Raw genomic sequence first — 21,306 nt, 5'->3', positions numbered from 1 at the left:
TAGCGTCGTCGGCATGACCGCAACTGATCAGCAACCGCTCGGCTCGCCCTTCTGCGCCACCAGCACCGCCGAGGACGTCCTGCACGGCCTCGACCTCTCGGGCGCCACCGCCGTCGTGACCGGGGGCTACTCCGGGTTGGGTCTGGAAACCACCCGGGGTTTGGCCTCCGCCGGGGCCCGGGTCATCGTTCCGGCACGCCGGCCCGGCATCGCCCGCGCCGCCCTCGAAGGTGTCCACGGCTGTGAAGTCGTCCCCATGGACCTGGCGGACCTCGACAGCGTGCGCACCGCCGCCGCACGGATCAGCAACTCCCTCGACCGGCTCGACCTCCTCATGGCCGTCGCCGGCGTCATGGCCACCCCCGAACGACGCCTCGGACCCGGCTGGGAAGGCCAGTTCGCCGTCAACCACTTCGGGCACTTCACGCTCGTCTGCGAGCTCTACCCCCTCCTCGCGACCGGTGCCGGTGCGCGCGTCATCGTCAACAGCTCCGCGGGGCACACCCTGACCGACATCCGCCGACAGGACCCGCACTTCCGCACCGGATACGACAAGTGGCTGGCCTACGGCCAGTCCAAGACCGCCAACTCCCTGTTCGCGGTGCGGCTCGACGCCCTCGGGCGCGACGACGGCGTCCGGGCGTTCGCCCTCCACCCCGGCAAGATCATCACTGGGCTCCAGCGCGAGATGACGCTGCAGGAGCAGATCGACCGCGGCTGGGTGGACGGGCAGGGCAACGTGATCGGCGCCGACTTCAAGACGCCCTCCCAAGGCGCCGCCACCGGCCTGTGGGCAGCCACCTCCGCGCTCCTCGACGGCCGCGGCGGGCTCTACCTCGAAGACTGCGACATCGCACGCGTCTCCCACCCTGCCGAGCCCATGGATGACGGCGGCGTCCGCGCGTACGCCATCGCCCCGGAGGCGGCCGCACGGCTCTGGGACCTGTCCGCCGCGGCGACCGGCGCCACCCCGATCCCTCGCTGAACCCGCACTTCACCCGGCACGCGTCCGAAACGTGAGGTCCGTCCGCCCGGCCAGGTTCGAACACCCGGGCAGACCAGACCCAGGAGGACGTGCCACGGCCCAAAGATCACAGCCGTACGCTCGTGCACATGATTCAGCATCGAACCGTCGACGTGAACGGGATCCGACTGCACATAGCCGAAGCGGGCGAAGGCCCCCTCGTAGTACTCCTGCACGGCTTCCCCGAGTCATGGCACTCCTGGCGCCACCAGTTCGGCCCGCTGGCCGACGCGGGCTTCCGCGTGGTCGCCCCCGACCAGCGTGGCTACGGCCGCAGCGACCACCCCGACGACGTCGACGCGTACAGCATCCTCCACCTGGTCGGCGACGTCGTCGGCCTCATCCACGCCCTGGGCGAGGAGACTGCGTACGTCGTCGGGCACGACTGGGGCGCGCCGGTCGCCTGGCACACGGCACTCCTGCGGCCGGACATGGTGCGCGCGGTGGCGGGCCTGAGCGTGCCCCCGCCGTCCCGGGGAGCGGAGCCTCCGCTGGCCGCCATGGACAAGATGTTCGGCGGCCGCTTCTACTGGAACTACTTCAACCGCCCCGGCGTTGCCGACGCCGAGTTCGCGAAGGACACGCGCACCACGTTGCGGAAGTTCTTCTACTCGGCTTCCGGCGACGCCCCCGGGGACGTCAAGCAGCCGCTGGTCGACCCCGAGCGGGGCTGGCTCGCGGACATGCCGGACCCCGAGGTACTGCCGTCGTGGCTCACCGAGGACGATCTCGACGTGCTGACCGAGAGCTTCTCCAAGGGCTTCACCGGCCCCCTCAACTGGTACCGCAACCTCGACCGCAACTGGGAACTGACCGCCCCGTGGCACGGCGCCGTCGTCACCGCGCCCGCCCTGTACATCTACGGCGACCGCGACCTCGTGCCCGCTTTCCCCGGCACCCCCGAATTCATCGAAAGCCTCCCCGCCCGCATGCCCAACCTGTGGCGCGAGCCCATCGAACTGACGGGTTGCGGACACTGGACGCAGCAGGAACGCCCGGACGAGGTGAACGCGGCGCTCATCGAATTCCTCAGGTTCACCTGACGCCAGGCCGGGCCCGGCCTGGCAGTTGGGGGCGACGAGGTCCATCCGGCTGCCAGGTGTGGCCGTGCGCTTGGTGCGCGGCATCGGACTGGGCGCGGCCATGGTCACGCTGGCGGGCGCCGCCTTCGTCGGGCTGAAGCCTCAGGAGATCCCCAGGGCTCCAGCATCAGCCGCGTGGCCCAGCAGGTCGGCGGCTCCGCGGGCACTGCGGCCCTCGCCATGATCCTTCAGCGCACCTCCACAGACGCCCACACGCCCGCTGCCCTGGCCTCGGGGTTCGGTGACGCCTTCTGGTGGGCAGCGGCGTTCACCGCCGCGGCTGTTCCGCTCTGCCTCCTGCTGCCGGCCCGCCCCAGCCCGAACCAGAGGTCCAGAGGGCCACGCCCGCCGAAGAGCCCACCGGAGCGTGAGCGATCGGGGCGTCTCAGGCCGGGCCGGTCGGGAAGAGCGCCGCGGGCTTCAGACCGCGGATGCGTTTCGTACCTGCGGACCGCGACAACGAGGCGGAGGCGGCAGTGCGGGCGGCGACGGTCCAGATTGCGGTGGTGAGGCCGTAGGCGTCGGCGAGGACTCCGGCGACCAGTGCTCCGACGGCGAACCCGCCGGAGTCCTCGAGCCGAAGACTCCGGCGGGGCGACCTCGTTCTGCTCCGGACCGCTCAGCGACTCAGGCAACCGCCAGCTTCTGGATGCGCGGGTGGTTCTCCAGAGCCCACCGCACGGTCTTCGCCGGGCGGCCGAGCAGGGTCTCCAGCTCGTCGGTGATACCGCCGTATCCTCCGCGGCCGATGATCCGGGTCAGGGTCTTCAGGTGCTCCGCGATGTGCGGGTACGCGGACATGTGGGTGTCCACGTAGGTCTTGTTCCAGGTTTCGATGTCTTCGGGAACATAGGTGACCGGGCGTCCCAGCACGGCCGCGAAGTCCTCCGCGATCCCGTGCATGTCCTTCAGCTCCGGGCCGGTGAGCGCGTAGGACCTGGAGATGTGCGGCGCCGGGTCGGCCAGGATCTTCGCGCACAGTTCGGCGACGTCGTATCCGGCGATGGGCGCGAGCCGGTGGTCGCCGAAGGGCAGGCGCAGTTCACCGTCGGCCAGAGTGCTCAGGGCCAGCCAGGTCATGATGGGGTTCTCGACGAAGAAGGCCGCCTGGATGTTGACGGTCGGGACGCCGGACCACTCCAGCACCTGCTCGGCGACCCAGTGGGCCCGCTGCTGCGGCGACCAGTTGGCGACGAGTCCACCGAGCCGCGCGCGCCGCTCTTCCTCCGGCGCGGTCATGTTGTCGAAGGTCATGAACGACTGCTCGTACTCGGAGATGTTGACGAACACCTCGATGTCGCCCTTGGCCCGCGCCGCCGCGGCCATCAGGCTGACGGCGTCGGTGTAGTACGGCGACAGGCTCATGCTGAAGTAGATGCGTCGCACGCCCTTCAGCGCGGCGGTCACGTCGGCGATGGTGAGCAGGTCACCGACGAAGACCTCCGCCCCGGCTTGGCGGAGCGATTCTGCGCGTTCGTCGTCCTGCCGCACGAACGCACGCACCGGGTGCCCTTGTTCGATCAGCATGTCGACCATCGTCCGGCTCACACCACCGATCTCGCCGGCGGCACCGGTGATCAGGATGGGGTTGCGCTCTGACATCAAGGTGTCCTCTTCTTGTTGGGGGGTGGGTCAGCTTTTCGCTGGTCAGGAGGCCCGGGGGGCGTTTCCGCGTAAGCCTGCGCGTCAGCCGGCCAGGCGGTTGATCTTGCGGATCTGCTTGTCGAAGGCCCGGGCGGGAACGAGACGGCGCAGTGTGCTCACCCGTCCGGCCGTGGGGCCGGCGGTGTAGCGCAGCTTCGGCCTGACGTCGGTCGCCGCCGCGACGATCGCCTTGGCGACGACGGCGGGGGCGTCGCCGCCCCTGACCGCCTCCGCCAGCACGCGGTCGACCGTCTGCCGCTGCTTCGCGTAGGCGTGCAGGGGCGTGTCCGGCTTCCCGCTGTTGGCCTCGAACGCGGTCCTGGTGTAGGCGGGTTGCACGAGAATCGACCGGACGCCGTACTCCCGGACCTCGTGGTCCAGGGACTCGGAGTAGCCCTCGATCGCGTGCTTGGAGGCGGCGTAGACGGCCATGTACGGCTGGGGCATGAATCCCAGTACGGACGAGATGTTGATGATGCGCCCGCGCCGCTGAGCGCGCATGTACGGCAGGACCTCCGTCACCATGCGCATGACCCCGAAGACGTTGGTGTCGAAGACGGCCTGGGCCTGCTCTACGGAGGTTTCCTCCGCCGCACCCGTCGAGCCGACGCCGGCGTTGTTGACCAGGACGTCGATCCGCCCGAACCGCTCGCTCACCTCCTGGACCGCCGCGGCGACCGAGGTGTCGTCGGCCACGTCGAGGTCGAGGAACGTCACACCGTCGAGCGGGGTGACGCGTGAGGTGTCCCGGCTCGTGCCGACCACGTCGAAACCCGCTGCTGCCAGTGCGAGCGCGGTTTCCTTCCCGATGCCGGATGAGGCACCGGTCACGAGCGCCACCGGCCGATCTGTTGTCATCATGACTCCCGCAAGCATTGAAAAACCGATCGGTTTCCATCACTGTAAACCGATCGGTTTCCGCATGCAAGCTCAGGCAGGGAGAAGGACGGCATTGGGCAGGATCAGTGCGCAGGAGAGGCGCGAGAGCGTCATCCGCGCGGCGATCGCCGAGTTCGCGATCGCCGGCTACCACGGCACCACCACCGCGGCGATCGCCAGGCGCGTCGGCGTCACGCAGCCGTATCTCTTCCGGCTCTTCCCGGACAAGAAGGCGATCTTCGTCGCCGCCTTGACTCGGAGCATGGAAGACACCCGCCTGGCTTTCGAGAGGGCGGCCGAGGGGGTGGAGGGCGGCGAGCGGGCCCTCCAGGCCATGACGAACGCTTACGTGCAGCTGATCTCGACGCGCCCCGAAACGCTCCTGATGCAGATGCAGGGATACGTCACCGTGGCGGCCGCCGAGGCGCAGGGTGATGACCTGATCGGCGAGGTCGTCCGGGCCGGCTGGATGAGGATCTGGGAGACCGTGCACCTGTCACTGGGGGCCGATGCCGACGACACCGCAGGCTTTTTCGCCTACGGCATGCTCGGCACCACTCGTGCGGCCATGGGGCTCCCCCCGAACGCCGTGCGGTGAGAGAGCGTTCCGGAGGGGTGATGCGTCAGCGCACGCCCGCCGCGTCGAGCAGAGTGATCACCGTGGGCGCGATGAGCCCTGTCAGCTGGTCCGCTCCGATGCCCGCGCGGGCGCTGCCCCCGTCGAAGACCAAGCTGAGCTGCCGGGCCAGCAGACCGGGGTCGCTCGCCCCGCCCTGCTCGGCCTCGGCGCGAAAGAAGGCGGTCAGGTTCTCCTTGACCCCATGGGCGACCCGACTCGCAGGGTGACTCTGGTCCTTGAGCTCGATCTGCGCGGCAAGGAAGGGGCAGCCGTAGAACTCGGGCGCGCCCGACTGCGATTCCACCTGTTCGAAGACATGCAGAATCCGCTCCCGGGGTGAACGGTCGTCGTCCGCCGCGGGCAGGAGTGTTGCCACGTAGGCGGAAGTACGCCGCTCCAGACTCGCCGCGAGCAGTTCGTCCTTGCTCTCGAACAGCTGGTACATGGAGCGCTTCGACACTCCCGCCGCCTTGCACAGGGCCTCGACGCCGATATTGACGCCGTCCCGGTAGGTAAGTGTGGCCGCCGCCTCCAGCAGCCGCTCCCTGGGGCTTTGTTTCACTTCGGTGGTCATACCGCGAGGTTAACCCAAAGGGAAGCAAAAGAAAACCGATCGGTTTCCCGGGTGGCGTCCTCGCGGAGGCTCGGCGACGGCCTGGGGGAAGGGCCGTCGCCGAGCCGTGATGGTGTGCGCGCCTGTCGTCCCCGGCAGGGCGGCACACACCGGGGCCACTCCGAGTAATGGCCCCGTCCCGGGGGTGCTGGGGGCTTTCGCTATGCCGGGGCCGCCGTCTTCTCGGGCGTCGTCTCCACCGGGATGCGGTGCAGCCCCTTGCGGTCGTACCAGCCGAGTACGGCGAAGCCGAAGAGAGCGGCCGCCACGAGGCCGGCGGCCATCATGACCCAGCCGCGGGTCAGACCCGCGTCGCCCTGGGCGTCGTAGTGAGGATCGAACGGATTCCGCCGGTGATCTGCCGCAGCGGCTCGAACTCCGCGAGGAAGCGGTAGAAGCCGGGCAGCGCCTCGATGGGGGTGGTGGCGCCGGCCGTCGGCACCGCCATCCCGATGAAGACCAGCGTGACCACCAGCATGCCGGGCGTGCCGAAGACGGCGAGGAGGGTGAGCGCTCCGATCACGGTGACGGCGATGGCGCACACCGAGTACAGCCACAGCAGCGGCAGATGGGAGGCGTCCATGCCCATGATGCCGACCGCGCCGGCCAGGACCAGAGTGCCCACCAGCAGGGACAGTCCGGCCATGAGGGTGCTGCTGATGGCGAGGGTCTGCACCCGGGTCGCCCGGATCAGTGGGCGGTGCAGGCGCAGTGGGCCCATGTCGTTGTGGGTGTAGCCGAGGGCGTGGTCGACCTGGCCGCTGATGACGTTGGCGGAGAGCATGCCGACGACCACCAGGGTGAGCGCGTAGTAGAACGCCGTCAGGCCCAGGCCGCTGTGCGAGTCGAGCGGATGGCCGTCCTCGACCGTGACGGCGGCCGGGTCGGTGAGCAGAACGCGTGCCGCGGCGGGCAGCTTCGCCTGCTGAGAGTCGGTCTGTGCGGTCAGCTCCCTGCCCACCTGAAGCGAGGCCTTCTCGGCCGCCTGGGTCGTCGCGGTCCGAGCCAGGCCGGAGCCCACGCTGCCGGCCGACTGGTTGGTCAGCACTGTCAGCGTCGGGCGGGCCGGGGTTCCGGTGGGCGACGTGCCGGTCAGTGCGGTGGTGGAGGAGGTGAAGTCGGCGGCGACGACGAGCGCGCCGAACAGCTTGCCCTCGCCGAGCTCCTCCTTCATCTCCTTCTCGTCCATCACTTTCCAGTCGATCTTGTCCCCGCTCGCGGTGGCCTTCTTGATCGACTCGGTGATCTGAGCCCCCAGGTTGACCTGCTTGCCGCCGACAGCGGCTCCCTTGTCCGCGTTGACCAGGCCGACGGGCAGCTTGGTCATGTGGCCGGCCGGGTCGATATTGGCGCCGACATAGAACACGGCGAACAGCAGCGCGAGTACGCCCGTGATGACACCGTTGGCGATCCACAGAGGTTTGGCGCGCAGGACGCGGAAGGGGTGAATGCCACTCATGGAGTACGTGTCTCTCGGTCGGTGGACGCGGAACGCTTCGCCGGGGGCTGCCATCCGCCGGTGACTTCCTTGACGGGCTTGTGGGGGAATCGGCGCTGGGCGTACTCCTGCGCGTGTGAGCCCGGCAGGACGTACAGGGTTTCCTTCTTGTCCTGGAGCGGTCGCAGCACGGTGTCCATGAACGACTTGCGGTCGTCCAGGTACGGGCCGAGGACGTCCTCGCCGGCGGGGCAGACGGCAAGGCAGTAGCCGGACTTGTAGCCAGGGGGCGAGGACAGGCTCTGCCACATGGAGGCGCTCTCGGCATCGGTGACCCGGGAGCGGTAGTCGGCGGCGTCCTCGCTGTCGGCCACGGTCTGGGCCCAGTCGGTGAACCCGCTCATGAACTCGCGGTAGTTGTGGGTGGTGCAGGCCAGCGCGTCGAAGGCGCCGTCCTTGGCGATGGCGCCGACCGGGCAGGCTGCGACGCACAGCTTGCAGTCGATGCAGGGGTTGTAGTCCAGCTGCTGCCCGTACTCGCTCACCTCCGCGTCCACCAGGACGGTGACCAGCAGCACGAAGCTGCCGAACTTCGGGTGGATGACGTTGCGGTGCAGACCCATCACGCCGAGTCCGGCGGCCACCGCGACCGTCTTGTGCGCCACCACCCAGATCCGCTCCCTGGGGAAGCGGTCCATCTCCTGCGGGAAGCCGACGGAGGGGTTGAGCGCTCGGTAACCGGCGTCCTGGAGCGCCTGGGTGACCCTGCGGGCGGCGTGGTTGGCCTGCTCGTCGGCCTGGTGGAACTCCTGGTTGGCCACACTGCGCGCCGGGGAGCGGCAGTTGTCGCGGTTCATCCGGACCGCCATCGCGATCAGGGTGCGGGTCCCCGGCAGCGCGGCCAGCGCGTACTCGCGCTCGCCGGCCAGATCGGGGTGGTCCAGGCTCACCGCGGCGGCGTCGTCCGCACCGGCCGCCAGGCACAGCTCGCGCAGCCATTCGGCGTCGATCACCGCCGGTGGGCGTGCCGCGTCACCGGCTGCACGCCGGGTGAGTACGGCCTGTACCGACGGGTGGGCGGCCAGCTTCGCCGGAAGCCTGGGACTGGGCAGTTGCCCCTCGGCGTCGCGCGCGGCAGTCATCCGTGCTCCTTGTGACTCGGGTCCGGAACCCGCCCACCCGCACGACGAGAAACCGATCAGTTTCATCACCGTAAACTGATCGGTTTCCGCATGCAAGACCGAGTTGCAAACCCCGAGTCGCGGGCCCGGGTCGCGCACCCCGCAGACAGCCCCTACAGGGCTGCGAGCCCCGCAGCCGACTCCCCGCCGTCCCGCCACCCCGCCACCAACGCCCGCAGTGCCCGCTCGTAGCAGTCGGCGACCGCGAGCTCCGGTGGCTCGTTCCCGGACAGCACCAGGGAGACCAGGCCGTGGGCCATACCCCAGACCGACAGCGCGATGACCTCGGGGTCGGACGCGGAACCGAACTGCCCGGCCCGCTGTCCGCGGCGCACGGCGTCGACGAGGGGCCGGTACGTCTCGACGACCTCACGCGGCCTGTCCGCATGGGACGGGCACTGGGCGCTGCGGTCGGAGAAGAGGATCGCGTAGAGGTGCGGGTTGGCCACGGCGTATTCGCGATAGGCCAGCCCGATACGGATCACATCACCGGCCGGGTCGTCCGTCGGGCGGACGGTGGCCAGGCGCTCGGCGAAGAGGCGCACGGCCTCCTGGTACAGGCTGCTGAGCAGACCGGCCTTGCTGCCGAACAGCGAGTAGACCGCCGTGGTCGAGGTCTTCACGTCCGCGGCGAGCTGCCGAAGGCTCAGCGCGGCTGTACCGCGGTCGAAAACCGTGGCGGCCGCGCGATGCAGGAGCCGGAGCCGCAGCGATTCGTCATGTGTCTTGGGTCTGGCCATGGCTCCAAGCGTATGACAACACCGTTACGAATCTGCCGCGAAGGCGGCAGGCCACATCCGTAGCTGGGCGAGGAGGCAGAGCCAGACGCCGGTAAACCGATCGGTGTCGAGCAATGAAAACACTGTTATGGTTTCTCGCATGGACATCGAACGCACACCTGACGAGCGCTTCGACGGCCTCTCCGACTGGCCGTACCGGCCCCGGTACGTCACGGTCGGTGAGGGCCTGCGCCTGCACTACGTCGACGAAGGGCCGCCCGACGGACCGGTCGTGGTCCTCGCTCACGGCGAGCCGACCTGGGGCTACCTGTACCGCCGGATGATTCCCGGCCTGGTGGCGGCCGGCCGACGCGTCCTCGTTCCCGATCTGATCGGATTCGGCCGCTCCGACAAGCCGGTCGACCGGGCCGCGTACACCTACGAGTCCCACGTGGCCTGGACCGGTGACTGGCTGGACCAGCTCGGCCTCACGGACATCACCTTGTTCGGTCAGGACTGGGGCGGGTTCCTCTTCCTCGTGCACGTCGGGCTCACCCCCGACCGTTTCGCGGCCGTGGTCGCCGCCAACACCGGCCTGGCCGCACCGGACGTCATGGCCTCGTTCACGCCGGAGCAGTTCGCGCCCGCGGCCGGTGCCTTCCTGCACTGGCTGGAGCAGTCCGAGTCATCGGACCTGACCGCCTCGTGGGCCGTAGGCAGCCCGGACAGCGCTCTCAACCAGACCGCCCATGTCCTCAACCCGGAGGACGCGGCCGCTTACGACGCTCCGTTCCCGTCCGATCGGCACTTCGCCGGAGTGCGGCAGTTCCCGCACCTCGTACCGCTCGACGCCACCGACCCGCCCGCCTCGATGCTGAGCCGCGCCTGGGCGGGGCTGACGGCCTTCGAAAAGCCGTTCCTCACCGCCTTCGCCGCACACGAGGACATCACGCGCGCCTTCGAGCAGGTCTTCCAGGAGCGCATCCCGGGCGCGAAGGGCCGGGGCCATCTGACGGTCCCCGACGCCGGCCACTTCCTGCAGGAGCAGCAGCCGGACCTGCTGGTCGAGGCGATCCTCAGCCTCGCCTGAAAACCAAGCAATTACCCAGGAGAACCACCCATGTTCGAAAAATTCGGGCGTCTGCTGCACCGCCGACGAAAGCCCCTGCTGATACTGACCGTGCTGTTCGCCGTCCTGTCCGGCGCCTACGGAGCCGGCGTCTTCGGCTCCCTGACACCGCTCGGCTTCCAGGACCCCGGCTCCGGCAGCGAGCGCGCGGCCCGGATCGCCGAGAAGGCGTTCCCGCAGCGGACGCCCGATGCGGTGATCGTCTACCGCGACGAGGACCGCACCGTCGACGACCCTTCCTTCCGGCATGCGGTCGTCAAGCAGGTGGAGTCCCTGCCGAAAGCGGACGTCACCAGCTACATGCACTACTGGCAGACCAAGATGCCGGCGCAGGTCAGCCACGACCGGCACGCCACCTACGTGGCACTGAACCTCCACGGCAGCAGCGAGAAAGCCAAGGAGGACGCGTACGAGGCGATCAAGGACAAGATTCCGGCACCCGGCCTGGAGACCCTCCAGGGCGGAACGGTGCCCACCGGCCACCAGGCCAGCGAGAAGATCGAACACGACCTGAGGATCGCGGAAATCATCTCGGCCCCCGTTCTCTTCCTGCTCCTGCTGGTCGTGTTCGGCAGTCTGACCGCGGCCTTCCTCCCCCTGATCGTCGGCGTGCTCTCCATCCTCGGGTCGATGGCCGTCCTGCGGACCATCGCCAACATCACCGACGTGTCCGTGTTCTCCATGAGCCTGGTCACGATCCTGGGTCTCGCGGTCGCCATCGACTACGGCCTGCTGATCGTGAGCCGCTACCGCGAGGAACTGGAGGCCGGCTACACCGGCGAAGAGGCGATCGGGCGCACCATCGCCACGGCCGGGCGCACCGTGGTGATCTCCGGCACCACGGTCGCGGCGGCGCTCGCCGGCCTGACCCTCTTCCCGTCGACGTTCCTGAAGTCGATGTCGTACGGCGGTGTGGCCGCGGTCGTGCTGGCGGTGCTCTTCTCGCTGGTCGCGCTGCCCGCGGTGCTCGCCGTGATGGGCCCGAAGGTCAACGCCTTCCCGCTGCGCCGCAAGAAGGCCGTGCGCGCGACGGCGGCGGGTGAGGGTTCCTGGTACCGGTTCGGGCACGGCCTGATGCGGCGTCGGTGGGTCGTGGTGGTGGGCGCGGTCGGCCTGCTGCTGACGCTCGCCCTGCCGTTCTCCAAGATCGAGTTCGGCTCCATCAACGCGCAGCAGCTGCCGAGCAGTTCCGAGGGCCGCCAGGTCTTCAACGCCATGGAGCACGACTTCGACGGCGACGCGGTGAAGTCCATCGACTCGCTGCTCGTGCTGAAGTCCGACGGGACCTCGAAGGAGCAGAGCGCGGCTCTGAAGGCGTACGCCGAGCGGCTCGGCGCCACCGAGGGCGCCACGAGCGCCCGGATCAGCGGCATCGAGGGCACCACGGCCCGGGTCTCCGTCACCTACGACGGCAATCCCATCTCGACCCACGCGCGCGACCTGGTGAACCGGATCAAGGAGGTACCGGCACCGCCGGGCGCCCAGGCCTACATCGGCGGCGAGTCGGCGATCTACGACGACACCCTGGACGCACTCGGCGAGACCCTGCCGTGGATGCTGCTCTACATCGCGGTGATGACGTACGTCCTGCTGTTCCTCGCGTTCGGCTCGGTGCTGCTGCCGCTGAAGGCGATCGCGATGAACATGCTGTCGCTGACCGCGACCTTCGGAGTCCTGGTCTGGATCTTCCAGGACGGCCATCTCAACGGCCTGCTCGGCTTCGATCCCACGGGCAACATCGAACCCAACATGCCGATCATGCTGTTCGCACTGATCTTCGGACTCTCCATGGACTACGAGGTGTTCCTGGTGTCCCGGATGCGGGAGCAGTACGACAAGCAGGGCGACAGCACGGAGGCCGTGGCGACCGGGCTCCAGTCCATCGGCCGGCTGGTCGTGAGCGCGGCGCTGCTGATGTGCGTGCCGCTCGCGGCGATCGGGATGAGCGATGTGCTGACCATCAAGCTGTTCGGCGTCGGCATGGTGTTCGCGGTCCTGACGGACGTGCTGGTCGTGCGCATCCTGCTGGGAACGGCCGTCATGAGACTGCTGGGGAGGGCGGCCTGGTGGGCTCCGGCACCACTGGCACGCTTCTACGACCGGTTCGGCATCAAGGAGACCGACGCGCCGGCCGACGACACCGCCGACAAGCCGGTCCCCGTCGGCGTGGGCTGACCTCTGCGAGCGGGGTGCCGGTGACACACGGGCACCCCGCCGGGGACTCACTCCGCCCGCCGTTCCGGAGGCTCACTCCGCCGACCGCTCCCCCGTCCCGCACGCACGGCGATCATGCCGACGATGGTTCGCGTCCTCCTGGGCCAGGCGCCGCAGAAGCCTGACGACCGGCTCGAACAGCACGGTGAGGACCACCGCCCGCTCGGCGAGGGCGATGCGGTCCTCGATCCCTTCGAACTGCGCGAAGTCCAGGTCCGCTGTGGAGGTGGCGAGCCGTGCGTAGGGGATGAGGTCCTCGGCCGTGTAGTCGGTACCGAGGCGGCTCAGCGCCGCGAGACTCTCGGCGAGTGCCGGACGGTGCGGTGAGGCGTCGGAGATCTGCCAGCCCATGTTCTCGATGAGAGCCTCGACCCGCGCGGCGGCTCCGCAGGGCGCCTCCCCCTGCCTCCCGTCCTCCGCCTCCATCTCACCCCCGACACCGTTCCGGAGTGGCTCTACGACACGGTCGGGAAACTCGGCCTCAAGCTCCGACTCGGCCTGGACGACGCCGACATCGACCAGGCCGGACAGACGGGTGGAGAGCTCACCATCCCCGGGATTCACGGATACGGAACGACACCCTGAAGCCACGACCCCACGCGACTGCTCCCTCCCATGAGCTTGCGCCCGGAAACCGATCGGTTTACCGTAGTGGAAACCGATCAGTTTCCAAGCGATTCTTGTGGAGGCAGTCATGACCGCTTTGAAGGGCGCCAACGTCTTCGTCACCGGCGGCAGCCGGGGCATCGGCAAGGCGCTGGTGGAAGAGCTGTACGCGCGCGGTGCCGCCAAGGTCTACGCCACGGCCCGCGACCCGCGCAGCGTTACGCACCCCGACGCGGTCCCGGTGGCGCTGGAGGTCACCGACCCGGCCTCCGTGGCGGCGGCCGCCGCTCAGGCGGAAGACGTCACCGTGCTGATCAACAACGCCGGTGCCGCGGTCGGCGCCTCCTTCCTCGACTCCCCGGTCGACGACGTACGCCGGGAGTTCGAGACCAACTTCTACGGCCCGCTGCTTCTCACCCGCGCCTTCGTGCCGATCATCGAGCGCAACGGCGGCGGCCACATCCTCAATGTGCACTCCGTGCTCTCCTGGCTGGCCCTCGGCGGCTCCTACAGCGCCTCCAAGGCCGCCCTGTGGTCGCAGTCCAACTCCCTGCGCCTGGAGCTTCAGCCCCGCGGCATCGCCGTCACCGGACTGCACGTCGGATACGTCGACACGGACCTGGCGGCGGGCGTCGACGCACCCAAGTCCAGCCCTCGTGACGTCGCCGCTCTCGCCCTCGACGGCATCGAGACGGGCGCGTACGAGGTGCTCGCCGACGACATCACGCGGCAGGTCAAGGCGGGCCTGGCCGGCGACCTGGCCGGGCTGTACGAGCAGCTGGCCAAGTAGGACAGGGAAGACAGGACAGGGAGACGGCGAGATGCCCAGCCAGGAGTCACGTCCCACGATTCACATCCCGGGGACCACCACACACACCATCGCCCCGCGCGCAGGACGTGCCGGCCGCGAGGGAACGCTCCGCTACCTCAAGGCGGGCAGCGGTGCCTCGCTGGTCCTGCTGCACACCGTGCGCACCCAGGCCGAGCACTTCCGTCTCCTCATCCCGCTGATCGCGGATCGGTACACCGTGTACGCCCTCGATCTGCCGGGGATGGGTTACTCCGAGATCGTGCCCGGGGCGTCGTACGACGAGCCCGCCATGCGCGCGGGCGTCGAGCGGCTTCTCACCGAACTCGACCTGCATGACGTGACGTTGGTCGGGGAGTCCATGGGGGCGGTGCTCGCCCTGACCACCGCGGCCGATCTCCCGGAGCGGGTACGGCGCGTCGTCGCGGTCAACACCTACGACTTCCGCGGCGGGATCGCCCGCTCCAGCCTCCTCGCCCGCGTGGTGGTCAGCGGTGTCCTCGCGCCCGGGGTGGGCCCGGTGATCGCGGGTGTGGAGCCCAAGCCCGCCCTCCGCGCAATCCTCCAGGGCGGCCTGGACGACAAGAGCGCGCTGCACGAGGACTACGTGGACGAGCTCCTCCAGGTGGGCAGCCGTCCCGGCTACCCGACCGTCGCCCGGGCCGTGTACCAGGCTCTGCCCAGCCTCATCGCGGCCCGCTCGCGCTACCCCGAGGTCAAGGCCCCCATCCACCTCGTCTACGGGGAGAAGGACTGGTCCCGGCCCTCGGACCGGGAGGCCAACAAGCGGCTGCTGCCGGCCGCCGACTTCACCCAGGTCCCCAACACCGGCCACTTCATCGCCCTCGAACGGCCCGACGTGCTGGCCGACCTGTTGAACGCGGTGGCCTGACCACCAGGACCACTGACCCAAGGAGCAGTGCGTGGCAGAGATACAGATCGAGTTCGATGTTCCGGCTGAGATGCGTGACGGCACGGTGCTGCGCGCGGACGTCTACCGGCCCGGCGGCCCGGGGCCGTGGCCGGTCCTGCTGAGCCGGCTGCCGTACGGCAAGCAGACGCCCATGATGACCAGCATGCTCGATCCGTTGGCGGCTGCCCGGCGCGGGTTCATGGTGGTCATCCAGGACACCCGTGGCCGGTTCGCCTCCGAGGGGGAGTGGGATCCATTCACGTACGAGGAGAGCGACGGCTACGACACCGTACGGTGGGCCGCCGCCCTTCCCGGCGCGAACGGCTCCGTCGGCATGATCGGCGGCAGCTATTTCGGCAACACGCAGTGGATGGCGGCGCTGTCCAAGCCGCCGGAGCTGAAGGCGATCGCACCGATGGTCACGTGGTCCGATCCGGACGACGGGCTGTGGACGCGCGGCGGCGCGATCGAACTCGGCCTCACCGTCCCCTGGTCCCTCCTGCAGGGCGCCGACACCCTGATGCGCCGTCACAGCGCGGACCTCGACGGGCTCGTGAGCGGCATCACCGGGCTCATACGCGATTTCGACGCCCTGGCGGACGGCAGTTACGGCGAACTCCCCGCCGGACGGTTCCCCGCGTTCGCCCGCCACGACCTGCCCGAACTCGGCTACGAACGCTCCCGCCGCGAGCCCGAGTGGGCGGCGTCGTGCCGTGTCACGGGCCGGCACGACGAGGTCGATCTGCCCACCTTCCAGGTCGGCGGCTGGTACGACGTCTTCAGCCAGGGCACGCTCGACAACTTCACCGCCATGCGCCGGGCCGGCCGGCCGGCCACGCTGATCATGGGCCCGTGGGCCCACACCAACTGGCGGCACGTGGTCGGGGACGTCAACTTCGGCTTCGGCGCGCACTCCGACTACATGGCCATGCGCGGGCGCCTGTCGGACATGCAGCTCGACTGGTACCAGCGCACGATCGGCGACGGCGAGGCACTGGAGCCGGACACGGGCAAGGTGCTGCTGTTCGTCATGGGCGTCAACCAGTGGCGCGAGGAGACGGAATGGCCCCTGTCGCGAGCCGTCGACACGGACTTCCACCTCCGCGCGGACGGACGCCTCACCCCTGAGCCGCCGTCCACCACCGAGCAGGCCGAGGAGTTCACCTACGACCCCATGGACCCGGTACCCACCACCGGCGGCGCGCTCCTCCTGGGCGGCGGGCTCCTGATGGCCGACGAGTCCCGGCCCGGCCCGCTCGACCAGACGGTCGTGGAGGCGCGCGAGGACGTCCTGGTCTTCACCACCGAACCCCTCACCGAGGACACCGAGGTGACCGGCCGCGTCAAGGCCGTGCTCTTCGCCGCCACGGACGGGTCGTCGACCGACTGGGTGGCCCGCCTGTGCGACGTCGACGAGAACGGCGTCTCCCGCAATGTGACCGACGGCATCGTGCGGGTGCGCGCGGCGACGCCGGGCGAGGCCGCCGAGCACGTCGTGGACCTGTGGTCGACCAGCATCGTCTTCCGGGCAGGTCACCGCATACGGCTCCAGGTCACCTCCAGCAACTTCCCCCGCTGGGACCGCAACCTGAACACGGGCGAGCCCGAGGAGAGCGCGACCACGGCCCGAGTGGCTCGACAGCAGGTCTTCCACGACTCCGCCCGGCCCTCCCGCATCGTCCTGCCGGTGGTCCCGGGCTGACAGGGACCGGCGGGCAGCCCCGTCGACCTCGTGGGCCATGACTGGGGCAGCGCCCTCACCGTCCGCGTCGCCTCGCTGCGTCCCGAACTGGCGAGGACCTGGGCCGGCGGAGACGAGGCGATCAGCCCCGCATGCCCGCCCATCACGCCGACCATCTCGCAAAAGTCCGGACCACGAACCTTGCCCTGCTGGACAGCGGTCACTGGCCGCAGCTCCAGCAGCCGCGGGAACTCGCCCCGGCTTAGTACTCCAGCCGGAGATGTGATCTTGCTGGTGGGGTGAGCCGAAGCGCGATAGGTGTCACCAAGGCAGCGTGTTGTCACAAGGACTCTCGACCCCTGTCAGCTGTCAGGCGGTGAGTGCCGTGCGCAGGGTGGTGGCCATCAGGTCGATGGCTTCCTTCCCGGCCGTTACCGGGCCGGTGTGGGTGAAGTAGTGGTCGGCGTCCTGGAAGCAACGATGGGTGACCGGAACGCCGGCAGCTTCCAGGGCCTTGGCATAGGCATCGCCCTCGTCGCGCAGGCGGTCGTTCTCCGCGGTGATGACCAGGGCGGGTGGCAGTCCGGCGAGGTCGTCGGCCAGCCCGGGCGACACCAGCGGATGGGCGAGGTCGGCGGGTTGCGGGACGTAGGCGGCGGTGAAGACCCGCATGAGCTGAGGGGTGAGCAGGGGCTTGGCGATGGGTGACTGCTTGGTGGCCGGGTCGGCGAGCTGGTCGAGTGGCGCGGAGTCGATGATCTGGAGGCGGGGCGTGAAGGTGCCGCGGTCCCGAGCCGTGCGGCAGACCGCGGCGGTCAGGTTGGCCCCGGCGCTGTGCCCGCCCACGGCGAGTCGCGAGCCGTCCCAGTTGTTGGCGGGGCCGTTCTCGGCCACCCAGGCGGTGACGTCGTATGCCTGGATGACGGGTACGGGGTACGGCCGCTGCGGGGCGACGGCGTAGTCCACGTTGATCACCACGCATTCAGCCGTGGCGGCTATGTAGCGGCAGATGTGGTCGTCCTGCTCGGGGCGAGCGACCACGAACCCGCCACCGTGGAAGTTGACGTACACGGGGGCAGGGGCTGCGGCGGCGGCCGGCGGGCGGTAGACGGTGCAGGTCACCGGTCCGGCGCTGGTCTCCACCCGGATGGCTTCCGTGCGCTTCGGGATGTCGGTGAAGCGCAAGTCCTTGTGCACGCGGCTCATCATTCGGCCCAGCAACAGCTGAACCCCTCTGGCCTGGATTCTGGTCCTGAATGACATGACTGACCCCATCGCTACAAACTTAAAGTAACAGGATTCCTGATAATGGAGACTCCTCGCTGATCACGCAAGGGGGAGCCACGAGCCGACTGCCGAAGGGTGGAGGGAAGCCCCCGGGCGTAGCGCCCCGCCTGTTCGTCCAGGCCTCATGTGGCTCCAAGCTCACCTGGCTGCGTCCATCGGAGGCAGCCGCGGCCGCAGCAGCGGCCTGAGCCCCGGTCGGGTCCGCTCTCCTGGCTCCGCACCAGAACGGTGTCGGCCATGGCGGCCACCGCGCCTGCGCGTAGCGCGGCCGTCACATCGGCGGCGGTGGCGATTCCGCCCGCGGCGATGACGGGCAGGGCGACCGCGTGGCGGACGGCGGCGACCAGGTCGGACAGCTGGACAGGGGCGGGCAGCCGGGCGGGGTGAGCGTGGCCGCGTGCCCGCCGGCGTCCGGGCCTTCCCGCCATACTCCATGGAATCGCCGGCCCCGAGATCCAGGGACTCTCGATCTTTGGTACTGGTGACAGAAGGGCCGTCGAATGAGCATTTGTGACAAGCCGAACGCCTCGTTGGCGCCGACCAGGCTGCCTCGCCCCGTCCTGTGGACCAGCTCATCCGGCTTCGCCGGTGACAAGCTCTGAGCTTCGGCGCATGGGGGCTGGTGGGGAGACGGCTGCAGCCACCGGTGATCATCGTCATGTGTGTGGACCAATGATCAAGCGGCGGCCGCGGGGCACAGCGTAGGGCCTGCCCGCTGGCAGGCGATGTTCGAGGGCTTGCTGGGACGGATCGCGGGCCGCTGCGGGCGGGTCGAACCCCGGTTTAGGGTCCGCCAGTTGGTGCTGGAGCTGCTGGCGGACCTGCCGCGCAAGAACTGCTGGACGATCGCCGAGCATGCCGGGGAAACCAGCCCGGACGGGTTGCAGCACCTGCTCGGCCGGGCCAAGGGGGACGCCGACCTGGTGCGGGACGAACTGCGCGCGTTCGTGGTGGACAACCTGGCCGACGACCAGGCCGTGCTGGTCGTCGATGAGACCGGCGACCTGAAGAAGGGCACCCACACCGTCGGCGTGCAGCGCCAGTACACCGGCACCGCCGGACGGATCGAGAACGCCCAGGTCGCCGTCTACCTCACCTACACCTCCCGGCACGGCCACGCAGGCATCGACCGCGCGCTGTGCCTGCCGAAGTCGTGGACATCCGACCCCGCGAGGTGCCGCCGGGCCGACATGCCCGACGGGGTCGGCTTCGCCACCAAGCCACAGCTCGCCGCGCAGATGATCGAGCGGGCACTGGACGCCGGCGTTCCGGCCGCGCGGGCGGCGGGCGACGAGATCTACGGCGACAACCCCCACCTGCGCGCTGTCCTGGAACGGCGTCAGCTCGGCATCATGCCGCACGAACATCAAGTCACGTGAGACACCCTCTAAGCCTTGATTGGTGCCACCGACCTGGCCGCCTGCTCGATCTTCGCGCAGTAGGCTGCACGGGCTTCCTCGTCGATCTGCTGCTCGTTTTCGGCGCGCACTCCGGTCCGGCCGTCGAGGCCCTCGCGCAGGATATCGGCGTGCCCGGCATGCCGGATGGACTCGCCGAGAACATGGACCATGATGGCGAACAGGTTCGTGTTGGGATAAGGCTCCGGCCACCACGGCACGTGGCCGGGAGCGTCGAGGGGAAGCTCGTTGATCGTCGCGTCCGAGTGTTCCCACGTGCGCCGGTAGAACCCGACGATCTGATCGCGGGTCTCGTCCTCGGTCGCCCACAGATCGCTGCCGTCGGAGTCCTGCCACCGGGGCAGCGGTTCCGGGGAAGGGCGGTCGAAGACCTCGCCGAAGTACCTGGCCTCGACGGTGGCCACGTGTTTGACCAGGCCTAGGAGGTTGGTCCCGGTCGCTGTCAAAGGTCGGCGGGCGTCGTATTCGGACAAGCCGTCGAGTTTCCAGAGCAGCGCCTTGCGGTCCCGCCGCAGTCTCCCGTGCAGGTTGTCTTTCGCGAATTCATCGATCATGCGGCATGAGCCTGCCATGGGCTGCTCGTGCTCTCAAGATCCCGTAAGTGGTCCGCAACGACTGGCAGAGCCGAGGCCTGGCCATGGCCGCCGCCCTGCGATACAGAGCACACCGTGAGACCGGTCCGTTTACAACTTTCCCGTCCTGAAGTCCGCGCTGCTCTTGAGGACCGCGGAGTCCATGCTCCAGTTCTCCGGCTGAACTCTTTCCCAGAGACTTCCCTTTCCGAGTTCCCTGCCCAACTGGTCCTCCCGACGGAACCACTGCTCAGCGCTTCTGATCCTGTCGGGGTGAATTTCGTCGAGCAGCGCGTAGTCCCTGGTGATGATCCCGTACTTCCACACATTCCAGAAGCCGGTGAAATTGTCACGGAAGCTCATGGTGCTTTTGTCGTCGGGGTCGGCGTTGTATCCGGCAGGGTGATCTGCGATCCCCGTCAGGTCCGGACTGTTCCAATATGCGTCCAGATCGGTGTCGATGTACTGCGCCGGATGTCCGGTGACCTTCTCGAATGCCGCGGCCATGTCGGCATAGGTCATGTGCTCGATGGCGACTTCGAGGTCCATGCCGTTGGCCCGTTCCGGGTGGTCGAAGAGCCAGCGGACATAGAATCCGCAATCATCCAGAGCCACGTGCGGGACCGCCCCCTCGCCGAGCGGGACTCGCCAGGTGACGACACCGTCCTCGACGGTGGGCGTCATGGGCGTGAGCGGCGAGATCACCATCTCGATATAGGGACCCGAGGTGAAGACCGCCGCCCCCATCCGGTCGCTGTTCTTTTGGTTCTGGAACAGCACCCATTCGGCCATGCGGCCCTTGCCGTCATAGTGGCCGGTGCGGAACCTGGAGTCGTAGCCTGATTTCTTGAGGGCGTAGTCGAGGTTTCCGTAGACGAAGAACTTGATACCTTCTTCGATCGCGATCTCATAAGCGCGGATGGCCCAGTAGGTTTCCGTTTTCTCGCCGGTGTTGAACCCATCGATATTGATGAACGCCCCGTCGCAGCCGCGAAATCCTTCGCGCAGTACGTCCTCATCGGCGAACGTCCCTTCGAGGATGGAGACGTTGCCGAGCGCGACAAGCGCCTGAGCTCGCGGCGAGCCGGCGTCCCGGGTGAGGACCTTGACGGAGTACTTCCTGTCGGCAACAAGAGCGCGGACTACGGGCATCCCCTGGGCTCCCGTGCCGCCGATGACGAAGATGGAGGAGGTTGCATGAGTAGGCATGGTTTTGACTCCAAGATGGAAACCGATCGGTTTCCAACACGGTACACCGATCGGTTTCCGCGCGGCAAGCGCCCGCGTCCGCTTCGTTCCCTGCGATGTCACGCAGACCGCGGTGGACCTGGCGAGCGAACGGGGCCCACTGCTCGTCGGCCACATGAACGGGCATGCCCGTGAAGCAGCCGAAAGGTCATTTGCGCAGCTCAGCAGCCCAGACCCAGCAAGCGCGGCAGGTCACGGACCTAGGGGTCCCTTCCGGGACATCTGACAAGC

Annotated in this window: 18 protein-coding genes and 3 pseudogenes; 10 read left to right on the top strand and 11 right to left on the bottom strand. The window is 68.8% G+C overall.

Annotated features, from left to right (window positions below; genetic code table 11):
* The first annotated feature begins 13 nt into the window (after window positions 1-13).
* Both ACIREI_RS39610 and ACIREI_RS39605 read left to right on the top strand, forming a co-directional pair.
* Window positions 14-985 carry an SDR family NAD(P)-dependent oxidoreductase gene (locus tag ACIREI_RS39610; RefSeq protein ID WP_403343927.1) on the top strand — a complete coding sequence of 324 codons (972 nt, stop codon included), beginning with the start codon at window positions 14-16 and terminating at the stop codon, window positions 983-985.
* 128 nt (window positions 986-1,113) lie between these two features.
* Window positions 1,114-2,067 carry an alpha/beta fold hydrolase gene (locus tag ACIREI_RS39605; RefSeq protein WP_403343924.1) on the top strand — a complete coding sequence of 318 codons (954 nt, stop codon included), beginning with the start codon at window positions 1,114-1,116 and terminating at the stop codon, window positions 2,065-2,067.
* A 666-nt stretch (window positions 2,068-2,733) separates the two neighbouring features.
* Here the strand turns inward: ACIREI_RS39605 and ACIREI_RS39600 are convergent.
* Window positions 2,734-3,708 (bottom strand): NmrA family NAD(P)-binding protein, encoded by a 975-nt coding sequence (locus tag ACIREI_RS39600; RefSeq protein ID WP_403343921.1) that lies wholly within the window; start codon window positions 3,706-3,708, stop codon window positions 2,734-2,736.
* A gap of 84 nt (window positions 3,709-3,792) precedes the next feature.
* Window positions 3,793-4,608: an oxidoreductase gene (locus tag ACIREI_RS39595; protein ID WP_403343989.1), complete on the bottom strand. Its 816-nt coding sequence runs from the start codon at window positions 4,606-4,608 to the stop codon at window positions 3,793-3,795.
* Window positions 4,609-4,702: 94 nt separating this feature from the next.
* On the opposite strand from ACIREI_RS39595, the gene ACIREI_RS39590 reads away from it, so the two are divergent.
* The gene (locus tag ACIREI_RS39590; RefSeq protein WP_403343986.1) at window positions 4,703-5,227 is read left to right on the top strand and encodes a TetR/AcrR family transcriptional regulator; all 525 of its coding nucleotides are present in this window, start codon (window positions 4,703-4,705) and stop codon (window positions 5,225-5,227) included.
* 25 nt (window positions 5,228-5,252) lie between these two features.
* Here ACIREI_RS39590 and ACIREI_RS39585 read toward each other — a convergent pair whose 3' ends face one another.
* From ACIREI_RS39585 to ACIREI_RS39570, 4 genes and pseudogenes are all read right to left on the bottom strand, one after another.
* Window positions 5,253-5,822, bottom strand: coding sequence for a TetR/AcrR family transcriptional regulator (locus tag ACIREI_RS39585; protein WP_403343919.1), 570 nt, complete (start codon window positions 5,820-5,822; stop codon window positions 5,253-5,255).
* A gap of 200 nt (window positions 5,823-6,022) precedes the next feature.
* Window positions 6,023-7,320: pseudogene (locus ACIREI_RS39580) on the bottom strand (SNG1 family protein).
* Window positions 7,317-8,441, bottom strand: a complete 1,125-nt coding sequence (locus tag ACIREI_RS39575) for a 4Fe-4S binding protein (RefSeq protein ID WP_403343917.1) — start codon at window positions 8,439-8,441, stop codon at window positions 7,317-7,319. The pseudogene ACIREI_RS39580 and the gene ACIREI_RS39575 overlap by 4 nt, the downstream one beginning before the upstream one ends.
* A 152-nt stretch (window positions 8,442-8,593) precedes the next feature.
* Window positions 8,594-9,220, bottom strand: a complete 627-nt coding sequence (locus ACIREI_RS39570; protein WP_403343915.1) for a TetR/AcrR family transcriptional regulator — start codon at window positions 9,218-9,220, stop codon at window positions 8,594-8,596.
* A gap of 139 nt (window positions 9,221-9,359) precedes the next feature.
* Between ACIREI_RS39570 and ACIREI_RS39565 the strand changes: the two genes are divergently transcribed.
* Together ACIREI_RS39565 and ACIREI_RS39560 are read left to right on the top strand one after the other, a co-directional pair.
* Window positions 9,360-10,289, top strand: coding sequence for a haloalkane dehalogenase (locus tag ACIREI_RS39565; RefSeq protein WP_403343913.1), 930 nt, complete (start codon window positions 9,360-9,362; stop codon window positions 10,287-10,289).
* Between the two features lie 30 nt (window positions 10,290-10,319).
* A complete protein-coding gene (locus ACIREI_RS39560; RefSeq protein WP_403343911.1) occupies window positions 10,320-12,503 on the top strand; it encodes an MMPL family transporter in 2,184 nt (727 codons plus the stop codon).
* Window positions 12,504-12,575: 72 nt separating this feature from the next.
* Here ACIREI_RS39560 and ACIREI_RS39555 read toward each other — a convergent pair whose 3' ends face one another.
* The gene (locus ACIREI_RS39555) at window positions 12,576-13,106 is read right to left on the bottom strand and encodes a hypothetical protein (protein WP_403343909.1); all 531 of its coding nucleotides are present in this window, start codon (window positions 13,104-13,106) and stop codon (window positions 12,576-12,578) included.
* A gap of 130 nt (window positions 13,107-13,236) precedes the next feature.
* Between ACIREI_RS39555 and ACIREI_RS39550 the strand changes: the two genes are divergently transcribed.
* The 4 genes and pseudogenes from ACIREI_RS39550 to ACIREI_RS39535 all read left to right on the top strand — a co-directional run.
* Window positions 13,237-13,938 (top strand): SDR family oxidoreductase, encoded by a 702-nt coding sequence (locus ACIREI_RS39550; RefSeq protein WP_403343908.1) that lies wholly within the window; start codon window positions 13,237-13,239, stop codon window positions 13,936-13,938.
* A 31-nt stretch (window positions 13,939-13,969) separates the two neighbouring features.
* Window positions 13,970-14,848: an alpha/beta fold hydrolase gene (locus tag ACIREI_RS39545; RefSeq protein WP_403343906.1), complete on the top strand. Its 879-nt coding sequence runs from the start codon at window positions 13,970-13,972 to the stop codon at window positions 14,846-14,848.
* Window positions 14,849-14,879: 31 nt separating this feature from the next.
* A complete protein-coding gene (locus tag ACIREI_RS39540) occupies window positions 14,880-16,571 on the top strand; it encodes a CocE/NonD family hydrolase (protein ID WP_403343903.1) in 1,692 nt (563 codons plus the stop codon).
* A gap of 12 nt (window positions 16,572-16,583) precedes the next feature.
* Window positions 16,584-16,697: pseudogene (locus ACIREI_RS39535) on the top strand (alpha/beta hydrolase); the annotation flags it as partial.
* A 222-nt stretch (window positions 16,698-16,919) separates the two neighbouring features.
* On the opposite strand, the gene ACIREI_RS39530 reads toward ACIREI_RS39535, so the two are convergent.
* The gene (locus ACIREI_RS39530) at window positions 16,920-17,756 is read right to left on the bottom strand and encodes an alpha/beta hydrolase (protein ID WP_403343983.1); all 837 of its coding nucleotides are present in this window, start codon (window positions 17,754-17,756) and stop codon (window positions 16,920-16,922) included.
* A 203-nt stretch (window positions 17,757-17,959) separates the two neighbouring features.
* The gene (locus ACIREI_RS39525; protein ID WP_403343901.1) at window positions 17,960-18,265 is read right to left on the bottom strand and encodes a nitronate monooxygenase; all 306 of its coding nucleotides are present in this window, start codon (window positions 18,263-18,265) and stop codon (window positions 17,960-17,962) included.
* Window positions 18,266-18,577: 312 nt separating this feature from the next.
* Between ACIREI_RS39525 and ACIREI_RS39520 the strand changes: the two are divergent.
* Window positions 18,578-19,213, top strand: a pseudogene (locus ACIREI_RS39520) (IS701 family transposase); the annotation flags it as partial.
* Window positions 19,214-19,224: 11 nt separating this feature from the next.
* Here the strand turns inward: ACIREI_RS39520 and ACIREI_RS39515 are convergent.
* Both ACIREI_RS39515 and ACIREI_RS39510 read right to left on the bottom strand, forming a co-directional pair.
* Window positions 19,225-19,809: a DinB family protein gene (locus ACIREI_RS39515; RefSeq protein WP_403343898.1), complete on the bottom strand. Its 585-nt coding sequence runs from the start codon at window positions 19,807-19,809 to the stop codon at window positions 19,225-19,227.
* Window positions 19,810-19,938: 129 nt separating this feature from the next.
* Complete coding sequence (locus ACIREI_RS39510) at window positions 19,939-21,036, bottom strand: NmrA family NAD(P)-binding protein (protein ID WP_403343895.1); 1,098 nt, start codon at window positions 21,034-21,036, stop codon at window positions 19,939-19,941.
* Window positions 21,037-21,306 lie beyond the last annotated feature (270 nt).

Source organism: Streptomyces sp. NPDC093591 (assembly GCF_044764885.1).
In the GTDB taxonomy this organism is placed as follows: Bacteria; Actinomycetota; Actinomycetes; order Streptomycetales; family Streptomycetaceae; genus Streptomyces.
Note: the sequence above shows the minus strand (reverse complement) of the source record. Positions and strands in the feature narration are given on the sequence as shown.